This window comes from Streptomyces sp. NPDC059443, from assembly GCF_042750105.1.
Classification (GTDB): domain Bacteria; phylum Actinomycetota; class Actinomycetes; order Streptomycetales; family Streptomycetaceae; genus Streptomyces.
The window spans coordinates 45,602-57,276 of record NZ_JBHYVM010000011.1; the positions used below are offsets into that span (position 1 = coordinate 45,602).

Annotated in this window: 7 protein-coding genes; 6 read left to right on the forward strand and 1 reads right to left on the reverse strand. The window is 72.6% G+C overall.

Features of this window, described 5'->3' with window-relative positions; all coding sequences use genetic code 11:
* Window positions 1–91: 91 nt before the first annotated feature.
* The 5 genes from ACFXDJ_RS13380 (at window position 92) to ACFXDJ_RS13400 (ending at window position 9,681) form a co-directional block, all read left to right on the forward strand.
* A complete protein-coding gene (locus tag ACFXDJ_RS13380) occupies window positions 92–1,366 on the forward strand; it encodes a diaminobutyrate--2-oxoglutarate transaminase family protein (protein ID WP_384651430.1) in 1,275 nt (424 codons plus the stop codon).
* Window positions 1,367–2,895: 1,529 nt separating this feature from the next.
* Window positions 2,896–4,905 carry an IucA/IucC family protein gene (locus tag ACFXDJ_RS13385; protein WP_384651431.1) on the forward strand — a complete coding sequence of 670 codons (2,010 nt, stop codon included), beginning with the start codon at window positions 2,896–2,898 and terminating at the stop codon, window positions 4,903–4,905.
* 31 nt (window positions 4,906–4,936) lie between these two features.
* Window positions 4,937–5,593, forward strand: a complete 657-nt coding sequence (locus ACFXDJ_RS13390; protein ID WP_384651374.1) for a GNAT family N-acetyltransferase — start codon at window positions 4,937–4,939, stop codon at window positions 5,591–5,593.
* A gap of 121 nt (window positions 5,594–5,714) precedes the next feature.
* Window positions 5,715–7,658: an IucA/IucC family protein gene (locus ACFXDJ_RS13395; protein WP_384651376.1), complete on the forward strand. Its 1,944-nt coding sequence runs from the start codon at window positions 5,715–5,717 to the stop codon at window positions 7,656–7,658.
* A gap of 52 nt (window positions 7,659–7,710) precedes the next feature.
* The gene (locus ACFXDJ_RS13400) at window positions 7,711–9,681 is read left to right on the forward strand and encodes an ATP-dependent DNA helicase (RefSeq protein ID WP_384651378.1); all 1,971 of its coding nucleotides are present in this window, start codon (window positions 7,711–7,713) and stop codon (window positions 9,679–9,681) included.
* Window positions 9,682–9,752: 71 nt separating this feature from the next.
* Here the strand turns inward: ACFXDJ_RS13400 and lexA are convergent, their stop codons facing one another.
* The gene (gene lexA, locus ACFXDJ_RS13405) at window positions 9,753–10,544 is read right to left on the reverse strand and encodes a transcriptional repressor LexA (protein ID WP_328301175.1); all 792 of its coding nucleotides are present in this window, start codon (window positions 10,542–10,544) and stop codon (window positions 9,753–9,755) included.
* Window positions 10,545–11,033: 489 nt separating this feature from the next.
* On the opposite strand from lexA, the gene nrdR reads away from it, so the two are divergent.
* Window positions 11,034–11,546, forward strand: a complete 513-nt coding sequence (gene nrdR / locus ACFXDJ_RS13410) for a transcriptional regulator NrdR (protein WP_384651380.1) — start codon at window positions 11,034–11,036, stop codon at window positions 11,544–11,546.
* The last annotated feature ends 129 nt before the right edge of the window (window positions 11,547–11,675 follow it).

Consider the following 11,675-nt stretch of genomic DNA (forward strand, 5'->3'; position numbering starts at 1 on the left):
CCCGCCCCACAACGCCCTCCCGGACGCGGGCGCCCCCTCCTCAGCCGCCGCGCGGCCCCCCCCGCCCCCCCGGACCGGACCGGGGGAGGGCATCCTGCGGCGGCAGGCGCAACGGGAGTCCGCGGCGCGGACGTACGCGCGCTCCCTGCCCATCGTCCCCGTACGGGCAAGGGGGTTGACCATCGAGGGCGCGGACGGACGGCGCTACCTCGACTGCCTCTCCGGCGCCGGCACCCTGGCCCTCGGCCACAACCATCCGGTGGTGCTCGAAGCCATCCGCGGAGTCCTGGACTCCGGGGCCCCGTTGCACGTCCTGGACCTCGCGACGCCGGTCAAGGACGCCTTCACCACCGAGTTGTTCGCCAACCTGCCCGCGGGGCTGGCGGCCGATGCCCGCATCCAGTTCTGCGGACCGGCCGGGACCGACGCCGTGGAAGCCGCGCTGAAACTGGTCCGGACCGCCACCGGCCGGTCGGGACTGCTCGCCTTCACCGGGGCCTACCACGGGATGACGGCGGGTGCGCTGGAGGTCTCGGGCGGGGCGGCGGACGTACGGGTGACCCGGCTGCCGTATCCGCAGGACTACCGCTGCCCGTTCGGGGTCGGGGGGCCCGAGGGCGCGGAACTCTCGGCCCGCTGGACGGAGAGCCTCCTGGACGACCCCAAGAGCGGGGTGGCCGCGCCCGCCGGAATGATCGTCGAACCGGTGCAGGGCGAAGGCGGGGTCCACCCCTCACCGGACGCCTGGCTGAGGAGGATGCGGGAGATCACGGCGGCCCGCGGGATCCCCCTGATCGCCGACGAGGTCCAGACGGGGGTGGGGCGGACCGGGGCCTTCTGGGGCGTCGACCACGCAGGGGTCGTACCCGATGTGATGGTGCTGTCCAAGGCCATCGGCGGCAGCCTGCCGCTCGCGGTGATCGTGTACCGGTCGGAGTTGGACCAGTGGGCCCCCGGAGCCCACGCCGGCACCTTCCGCGGCAACCAGCTGGCCATGGCCGCGGGCACCGCGACGTTGGCCTACGTCCGGGAGAACGACCTCGCGGCACGGGCGGACGCGCTGGGCGCGCGCATGCTGAGCTCCTTGCGCGGCCTGATCCCGGCCCACTCCTGTGTCGGGGACGTACGGGGCCGCGGCCTGATGCTCGGCGTCGAACTGATCGACCCCGATACAGGGGCGGCCGCTCCCGCCCTCGCGGTGGCCGTCCGTCAGGCGTGCCTGGACCGCGGCCTGATCGTCGAACTCGGCGGTCGCCACTCCAGCGTCGTCCGCCTCCTGCCTCCCCTGACCCTGACCGACGAACAGGCCGCGGCCGTCCTCGACCGCCTCGCCGCCGCCATCCCCGCCGCCGCCCTCCGCCGCTAAGGACCCCCATGCCCCAGCCGAACCACCCCCTGCCCCCACCCTCCGGACCCGCGCCCGAGTCCGCGCCCGAGTCCGCGTCAGCGTCCGCACCTGCCTCCGAGTCCGCATCCGGAGCTGCCCCCGGCCCTGACTCTGGGTCCCTGTCCCCGTCCGCGTCCAGGTCCGGGTCCACGTCCGCACCTCCCTCCGGACCCGCTTCCGGGTCGGCATACGAACCTGCCTCTGGGTCACCGCCCGGGCCTGCCTTCGTGTCGCCTGAGGCTGTTTCGGCAGGGTCTTCGACCCCGTCCACGCCAGGGCTCCCCGACTTCCGCTCCGTGCCCACCGCCCCGCTGCCTCGCACCGCCCCGCTGCCTCCCGCTGCTCCCGGAAGGCCGCTTCTGCCGCCGCCAGTGCAGTCGCCCTCTGCCTACGGGGGCGCGTCCTCCACGAAGATCGAGCCTGCGCTGGTTTGGGTCATCCCGACAGCCGGGCCTTCGGCATCGGTCCTCCCGTCCCGCCTCCCCTCGTCACCCGGAGGGAGCGGGTCCGTGGCCTCTGCCGCCGCGCCCAGCGGGTCGGCGCCGCCTCCCTCGGCGGCCGGTCCCGATATCCCGCCCGGCGCGGGCGGCGAGCCCGTACCGCCGGCATCCGCCGCCCCAACCCCGGGCGTGGCAACCGCCACAGGGAGCCCCGCCCCAGCGCTCCCCCCACCGACCCCCGAAAGCAAGCCTGCGCTGCCCCCGACCGCCCCGATCAGCCCGGCGAGCACGGCCGACCCAGGCATCCGGGCCAACTTCGCCAACTTCGCCAGCCCGGCCAGCCCAGCTGGCCCGGCGTCGGGCACCCCGTCGGCTCCGGCCTTGGCCCCGGGTAACCCGCCCCTTGTAGGAAGTGGGTTCGCGTGGCTCTCGCCCGTTCCCGCTTCGGCGGCCTCCACCGGCGCGGCCGCACCCTCGCCGATGCGGCCCTCCGGTCCGGACGGTCCCGGCGTGGACGCCCACTCCCTGGAACCGGTCCCGTCCCGCACCCCGGAGCTTGCGCACCCGGCAGTTCCAGCGGGAGTCGTGGACGTGTTGTCCCCGAGCGGTCCCACGGAGTCCCCGTCGACCCCGAGTTCGTCGGCCTCCGTCCGCGGCGAGCCGTCTCGGCCCACCCCTCTCGCGGCTTCGGAGGGTTGGACCTCGGCGCCGGTCGCCGGGGCCGTGAACGCATCGCCTTCGGCCCGTCCCGCCCGGATCCTGTCCGAGCCGCCGGGATCACCGGCCGCTCTCGGCGTGGCCCACCCGGACACACCCGGCCTCGTCGGCGCGTTGACGCTGACGGACCCGGTGGGGGCTCTGTCGGCGCCGGGCTTCCCGGGGGCCGGCACGGGAGCGGTGGCCGAACCGTGCCCGGTCGGCGCCCGCCCATCCACCGGCGGTTTCGCCGACCCGGCCGTCCCCCTCACTCCGGAGAACCCGGCCGGGCTGTGCCCCGCGCCGGTGGCCACGCCGGGTGGGTCTCAGGCGGCGGCGCTGCCCCTGGCCTCCGGCTCCGGCGGCTTCGCCATGGCAGCCGATGGCACGCCGGACGAGGCACGCCACAAGCCGTCCCCGGCGGATCCCGGCATCGCCGAATCGGCGGGGCAGCCCCAGGAACCGGCTTCCGCGTCTCCTGCCTCCGCCGGCAGCCCGGCCGATGTGCTGCCGGGCATGCCGGGCCCGGGCACGCCCTGGGTGGCTGCCGAGCCGCGGCTCGGCGGGGAGGCCGGCGCCACCGTCCCCCGGCAGAACGACGGCACCGTCAGACCCCGGACGGGAGCCGCCGACCCGCTGGACCACCCCGACCCCGTGGTCGCCGCCGAGGCCGCCTCGGTGGAGAACCTGCTGCGGTGCTGGGTCCGCGAGACCGGGCTCGGGCAGCCCGCCGGGCCGGTGCTGCGCGTCCCCCTCCCCGCATCGGGCGCCGTCCTGCTCGTCGCCGTCCGCTACTGGTCGGCCGCCGGCTGGCACCGCTTCGGCCCGGCCCTGTTCGAAGGCGCCCCTGTCGACGCCCCCGCCGTGGACGCCGTCACCCTCGCCGCGCTCATCTCCCGCGAGGGCCGTGCCGTCCGGGGCGGCGACGTTTCCGGCAACCCCGCTCCCGGTGGTGCGGACCTCGTCGGCCGGGTCGCCGACTCGGTGCACCGGACCGCCGAGTTCATCTCCGACCGCCGCCGACGGCCGACCGCCCCGGCTTCCGTCGCCGCGGACCTGTTCCTCACCGCCGAACAATCCCTCCTTCTCGGCCACCCGTTGCACCCGACCCCGAAGAGCCGCGAAGGCCTCTCCGAAGCCGAGGTGCGCCGCTACTCACCCGAACTCCACGGCTCCTTCCCCCTCCACTGGGTGGCGGTCGCGCCCGCAGCGCTCGCCACCGATTCCGCCTGGACCGAACGCGGCCGCCCGGTCTCCGCCGCCCGGCTGCTGGGCCGCCTCGCCCCCGGGCTCCCCGTGCCCGAGGACACCACCCCCCTTCCCCTTCACCCCTGGCAGGCACGCGACCTGCTCCAGCGCCCCGCCGTCACCGCCCTCCGCGACGCGGGACTCCTGCACGACCTGGGCCCGTACGGCGACCCCTGGTACCCCACCTCCTCGATCCGTACCGTCCACCGGCCCGGCGCCCCCGCGATGCTCAAGCTCTCCCTGGGCCTGCGCATCACCAACTCCCGCCGGGAGAACCTCCGCAAGGAACTCCGCCGCGGCGTCGAAGTCCACCGGCTGCTCCGCACCGGTCTCGCGGAGCGGTGGCAGGCGGCCCACCCCGGCTTCGACATCGTCCGCGACCCCGCCTGGGTGGCCGTGAACGCCGCGGACGGCACCCCCGTCCCCGGCCTCGACGTCCTGCTGCGCCACAACCCCTTCCGCTCGGGCGACGACGCCCTGTGCGTCGCCGCACTCACCGCACCCCGCCCGTGGCCGGGGCGGACCACCATGAGCTCCCGGCTCGCCGAAACCGTCTCGCGTCTCGCCGCCACCACCGGGCGGACGATCTCCGCAGTCTCCGCCGAGTGGTTCCTGCGCTACCTCGACCACGTCGTCCTGCCGGTCCTCGCCTTCGACGCGCTCGCCGGCATCGCCCTCGAAGCGCACCAGCAGAACACGCTGGTCCTCCTCGACCCGGCCGGCTGGCCGGTCGGCGGCCGCTACCGCGACAACCAGGGCTACTACTTCCGCGCCTCCCGCCGCGCGGAACTGGAACACCGGCTCCCCGGTATCGGCGCCGCCAGCGACACCTTCGTCTCCGACGCCGTCACCGACGAACGCTTCGCCTACTACCTCGGCATCAACAACGTGCTCGGTCTCATCGGCGCCTTCGGATCCCAGCGGCTCGCCGACGAACGCGTCCTGCTCGCCGCCTTCCGCAGGTTCCTCGGCAAGGCCTCGGACCTCGGACCGCTCCCCGCGCGGCTGCTCGACTCACCCACCCTGCGCTGCAAGGCGAATCTGCTCACCCGCCTGGGTGGCCTCGACGAGCTCGTCGGCCCCGTCGACACCCAATCCGTCTACGTCACCATCGCCAACCCCCTTCACGATTGACGCGTCACCACCGACACGGAGAAGAGCCCCGATGCCCTCCACCGATTTCCACACCGATGCGCCCCGCAGCGCCGAGCCGCGTCTCACCGCCGAACTGCTGCCGCTGCTCGCCGAAGCGGATCTGCTCGACTCCCCGGCAAGCTGGGGCGGTGTCACCACGCGGGCCGGAGCCTTCCGCCTCGAACCGCTCCGCCTCGGCCGTGACCTGGAGCTGCTCACCCGCTGGATGAACGACCCGGAGGTGGCCGCCTACTGGGAACTCGCCGGCCCCGCCGCCGTCACCGCAGCCCACATGCGGGCACAGCTGGACGGGGACAGCCGCAGCATCCCGTGCCTCGGCCTCCTCGACGGCACGCCGATGAGCTACTGGGAGATCTACCGGGCCGACCTCGACCCGCTCTCCGCGTACTACCCGGCGCGCCCCCACGACACGGGTATCCACCTGCTCATCGGAGACGGCACGAACCGTGGCAGGGGTCTGGGCACCGCGCTCCTGCGCGCCGTCGCAGACCTGGTGCTCGACAACCGTCCTCGCTGCATGCGCGTCATCGCCGAACCTGACATCCGCAACACCCCCTCCGTATCAGCCTTCCTGAGCTCCGGCTTCCGCTGTTCCTCGGAGATCGAACTACCGGGCAAGCGTGCGGCTCTGATGATCCGCGAGCGGGCTCTGCGCAATCTCCTCTGAGTGCTGCCCCGCAAGTCCCGGATCCCTCAAGCCCGCCCGTCCCGCCCTTCCTCGTCCTCCGCACCTCTCACTTCGAAAACTCTGCGTCGCGCAGCAAAGTTCCCGATCTCCGAGGAGTCCCGTGCCGAATTTCTCCGCAGCCCCCGACTCCGCCGGCCCCCACTTCTCGGACGCCGTGCCCCCGTCCCCCCAGCACCCGCGCACCCCACCCGAACTGAACTCCCCGACCTGGGGCTTCGCTGCCCGTCGGCTCCTCGCCAAGATGCTCGGCGAGTTCGCGTACGAGGAGATCATCAGACCGGTCCCCGCTCCGGCCGCCGCCGGTGACGCGTGGACCCTGACCCTCGACGACGGCAGCAGCCTCGGCTTCCGGGCCCGCCGCCGTGCTTACGGCAGCTGGCACGTCACCCCCGACACGATCACCCTCACCCCGCCACGCACCTCGGCCGAGCCCCCGGCCCCCACCGGCGCACCGGCCCCCACCGGCGCACCAGCCCCCGCCGGAACTCCGACCACCCCCGGGAGCCAGACCACCGCCTTCGCAGACCCGTACGCCTTCCTCATCCGCACCCGCACCCTCCTCGGCCTCGACGGCGCCACCCTCGGCCACCTGGTCCGCGAGCTCAGCGCCACCCTCGCCGCCGACGCCCGCATCGACCACGGAGCGCTCACGGCCGACGTCCTCGCCGACCTCGACTACGCCGCCCTCGAAGGCCACCAGACCGGCCACCCCTGGCTCGTCCTCAACAAGGGCCGCATCGGACTCTCCGCCTCCGACACCGCCGCCTGGGCCCCCGAGGCCCGCAAACCCCAGCGCCTGCCCTGGCTCGCCGCCCACACCTCCCTTGCGCAGTACCGGGGCACCGCCGGCCTGGAAGATCCCGCGCGCCTCTACTCCGCCGAGCTGGACCCGGTAACCCGCGCCGTCTTCGACCGGGCCCTGCGCGACCGTGGCTTCGACCCGCTCGGCTACCTCTACCTCCCCGTCCATCCCTGGCAGTGGGACGAGGTCCTGCTTCCCCTCTTCGCCCCCGCCCTCGCCGCCGGCACCCTGGTGCCGCTCCCCGCCGACCCCGACCTCCGTCTTCCGCAGCAGTCGATCCGCACCTTCCTCAACCTCACCCGCCCCGAGCGCCACAGCGTCAAACTGCCGCTCTCCGTCTTCAACACCATGGTCTGGCGCGGCCTGCCCTCCGACCTGGCCCTGGCCGCGCCCGCCGTCACCGCCTGGATCCACTCGCTCCGCGACGGCGACCCCTTCCTCCGTGACGAATGCGGAGTGATCCTGCTCGGCGAGGTCGCCTCCGTCACCGTGCGCCATCCCGTCTACGACGCGCTCCCCGAGGTCCCGTACCAGTACAAGGAGCTCCTCGGCGCGATCTGGCGCGAGCCGCTGACCGGCCATCTCGCCCCCGGCGAGCGGGCCCGTACCCTCGCCTCGCTCCTGCACACGGACCCCCGCGGCCGGTCCTTCACGGCCGAGCTCGTCGCCCGCTCCGGCCTGGCCCCCGCCGCATGGCTCGGGCACCTCTTCGCGGCCCTGCTGCCCCCGCTGCTCCGCTTCCTCTACCGCTACGGCACCGTCTTCTCCCCGCACGGCGAGAACGTCATCGTGATCTTCGACGAGCACGACGTGCCGGTCCGGCTCGCGGTCAAGGACTTCGTGGACGACATCAACATCAGCGACGAGCCCCTGCCCGAGCTCGCCTCCATGCCCGACGAGGTCCGCGCGGTGCTGCTCCGCGAGCCCGCCGACTTCCTGCCCCAGTTCATCCACTCCGGGCTCTTCGTCGGGGTCTTCCGCTACCTCTCCGCTCTCTGCGAGGACCGGCTGGAGGTCCCGGAGGAGGAGTTCTGGTCCCTCGTTCGAGCGGAGATCCTGCGCCACCAGGCCCGCTTCCCGGAGCTCAAGGAGCGCTACGCGCTCTTCGACCTCCTCGGCGAACGCATCGGGCGGCTCTGTCTCAACCGGAACCGGCTCTACGAGGACGGTTACCGCGACCGCCCCGACCGTCCGCACGCCGTCCAGCACGGCACCGTGCCGAACCCCTTGTACCGGCCATGAGTCCTCGCCGGTGCGGTCTATGTCGGTGGCGCCCCGTAGGGTTGGCAGTGCTATGACGAAGCCCTCCCTCCCCGACCTGCTGCACGCCGCCGTCTCCGCCGTCGGCGGCACGGAGCGCCCCGGCCAGGTGGCCATGGCCGAAGCCGTCGCCGAAGCGATCGACGACAACTCCCACCGCCTCATCCAGGCCGGTACCGGCACCGGTAAGTCCTTGGGCTACCTGGTGCCGGCCCTCGCGCACGGTGAGCGCGTGGTCGTGGCCACGGCGACGCTGGCCCTCCAGCGCCAGCTCGTGGAGCGCGACCTGCCCCGGACGGTGGAGGCGCTGCATCCGCAGCTCCGCCGCCGCCCGCAGTTCGCCATGCTCAAGGGCCGCTCCAACTACCTGTGCCTGCACCGCCTCCACGAGGGTGCTCCGCAGGACGAGGAGGAAGGCCTCTTCGACCAGTTCGAGGCGGCCACCCCGACCAGCAAGCTCGGCCAGGACCTGCTGCGCCTGCGCGACTGGGCTGACGAGACCGAGACCGGCGACCGCGACGACCTGACCCCGGGCGTCTCGGACAAGGCCTGGTCGCAGATCTCCGTCTCCTCCCGCGAATGCCTGGGCGCGACGAAGTGCGCGTACGGAGCCGAGTGCTTCGCTGAAGCCGCTCGCGAGCGGGCCAAGCTCGCGGACGTGGTCGTCACCAACCACGCGCTCCTGGCCATCGACGCCATCGAGGGTGCCCCGGTGCTCCCCTCGCACGAGGTGCTGATCGTCGACGAGGCCCACGAGCTGGTCTCCCGGGTGACCGGCGTCGCCACCGGCGAGCTCACCCCCGGTCAGGTGAACCGTGCCGTGAAGCGGGCTGCGAAGCTGGTCGACGAGAAGACCGCTGACTCCCTGCAGACCGCGTCGGAGACCTTCGAGCGCGTCATGGAGCTGGCCCTCCCGGGCCGGCTGGAGGAGATCCCCGAGGACCTCGGCTACGCACTGATGGCCCTGCGCGACGCCTCGCGCAATGTGATCTCGGCGATCGGCAACACCCGCGACAAGTCCGTGCAGGACGAGGACGCCGTCCGCAAGCAGGCCCTCGCCGCGGTGGAGAGCGTGCACGGCGTGGCGGAGCGCATCGTGAACGGATCCGAGTACGACGTCGTCTGGTACGAGCGCCACGACCGCTTCGGTGCCACGGTCCGGGTCGCCCCGCTGTCGGTGTCCGGCCTGCTGCGCGAGAAGCTGTTCGCGGAGCGTTCGGTGGTCCTGACCTCGGCCACCCTCAAGCTCGGCGGCGACTTCAACGGGGTCGCGGCCTCGCTCGGGCTGTCCCCGGAGGGTGTGGAGGGGGACGACGTACCGCAGTGGAAGGGCCTGGACGTCGGCTCGCCGTTCGATTACCCCAAGCAGGGCATCCTCTACGTCGCCAAGCACCTGGCCACCCCCGGCCGCGAGGGCACCCGTGGCGACATGATGGACGAGCTCGCCGAGCTGATCGAGGCGGCCGGCGGCCGCACCCTCGGCCTGTTCTCCTCCATGCGCGGCGCGAAGGCGGCTGCCGAGGAGCTGCGCGGCCGGTTGGAGAACCCGATCCTGCTCCAGGGCGAGGAGACGCTGGGCGAGCTGATCAAGAACTTCGCGGCCGATCCGAAGACCTGCCTGTTCGGAACCCTGTCCCTGTGGCAGGGCGTGGACGTCCCCGGACCCAGCTGTCAGCTGGTGGTCATGGACAGGATCCCGTTCCCGCGCCCCGATGACCCGCTGATGAGCGCCCGGCAGAAGTCGGTCGAGGAGCGCGGCGGCAACGGCTTCATGGCCGTGGCGGCGACGCACGCGGCGCTCCTGATGGCCCAGGGCGCGGGCCGTCTCGTACGGGCCACCGGGGACAAGGGCGTGGTCGCGGTCCTGGACCCCCGGCTGGCCACGGCCCGGTACGGGACCTTCCTGCGGGCCACGCTGCCCGACTTCTGGTACACCACGGACCGCAACCAGGTCCGTCGCTCACTGGCGGCGATCGACGCCTCCGCCCAGGCCGAGGGCAAGTAGAAGCGCACTCGCAAAGAAACAGCCCTGGGACCGGCGCAGTGGGTCCCAGGGCTGGATGAGGGCGCGGGGCTTCAGACCCGGCGCAGTACGGCGACGACCTTGCCGAGGATGGTGGCCTCGTCGCCGGGGATCGGCTGGTAGGCGGCGTTGTGGGGGAGCAGCCAGACGTGGCCGTCCTCGCGCTTGAACCGCTTGACCGTGGCCTCGCCGTCGAGCATGGCGGCGACGATGTCGCCGTTCTCCGCGACGGGCTGGCGACGGACCGTGACCCAGTCGCCGTCACAGATCGCGGCCTCGATCATCGAGTCTCCGACGACCTTGAGGCAGAACAGCTCACCGTCGCCCACCAGCTGGCGGGGGAGCGGGAACACGTCCTCCACCGACTCCTCGGCGAGGATCGGGCCGCCCGCCGCGATCCGGCCGACCAGCGGGACGTACGAGGCCGCGGGCTTGCCCGTGGTGTCCGTGGGCTGCGAGCTGGGCTGGTCGGAGCCGCGTACCTCGTACGCCCGGGGGCGGTGCGGGTCACGGCGCAGGAAGCCCTTGCGCTCCAGAGCCATGAGCTGGTGTGCGACGGACGACGTGCTCGACAGGCCGACGGCCTGGCCGATCTCCCGCATCGACGGCGGGTAGCCCCGCCGCTGCACCGAGTCGCGAATGACCTCGATGACCCTCCGCTGCCGGTCCGTGAGCCCGGAGCTGTCGGCGCGGATGCCTGGAGGTCGCCCTGGCAGCGAGCGTGCGGGGCGTGCGGGCTCCGCCTCCGGGTTCAGGCTTGCGTCGTTCATGGCATGCACCGGCTCAAGTCGGCTCTGGGAGCGGTTCTGGGCAGTGATGGTGGCACTGTCTGCGGTGGTGGTCACGTCGGCCCCTCTCGAAATGTTCTCCCTAGCTGGACAACGGTAGTTGCTTTCGAAAGGTTGCGCCAAACACACGTTCGAGTGAAAAATCGCAGATCACCCACCGTGTTCACACCGGGGGGTGTATGGGCGGCCGGAAGGTGATCGGCGGGCCGTCTGGACCGAACGGAGGTTCGGCTCCGGAGTCACTGCTTACGGTACCCTTCCGGGTCGGGTCGCCACCGTCCGGGTCCGGGCCCAGTGTGGCACCGCGAGGCCCCGGATCAGGCCATCGGGCACCGCGACACGCGGAGCGACGTAAATCCACCACAACCCAAGATCTAGTGGTTGGATGAGCGCTGCCACCCAGAGGTTGTGGTCCTCGGTCTGCCGAGGCCCCCGGCATCGCATATGCTTGTGGCTGCTTCATGAGCCCCCCGACAGAGCTTCGACTCTGCCGTTCAGGGGTCTCGTGGGGTGATTCAGTCGTGCCAAGAGGAGGGTGAGGGAACCATGCACTGCCCCTTCTGCAGGCACCCCGACAGTCGTGTCGTCGACAGTCGGACCACCGACGACGGCACGTCGATCCGCCGGCGCCGCCAGTGCCCCGACTGCTCCCGTCGCTTCACGACGGTGGAGACGGCCTCACTGATGGTGATCAAGCGCAGCGGGGTGACCGAGCCCTTCAGCCGTACCAAGGTCATCTCCGGCGTGCGCAAGGCGTGCCAGGGGCGGCCGGTCACCGAGGACGCCCTCGCCAAACTCGGCCAGCGGGTCGAAGAGGCGGTGCGCGCCACCGGGAGCGCCGAGCTGACCACCCATGACGTGGGTCTGGCCATACTCGGCCCGTTGCAGGAACTCGACCTGGTCGCGTACCTCCGGTTCGCGTCCGTTTACAAGGCGTTCGACACACTCGAAGACTTCGAGACCGCCATCGCGGAACTCCGCGTGCCGCGGTCTCACCCCGAGGAGTGCGAGCCCGGTGGGACCGCTTCGGTCCCCGTGCCCGCCTCCGCCGCCGACTGACCCGGTGGCCGCGCCCGCAGCGCGGCCGTCCGCTCGGTCTGCGATGGCATCGCAGATACGTAGCTACACAGACATACACACAGCACCGTGCCGCGGAATATCGATGGCACTTTAGGGCGTTTTTGCCCG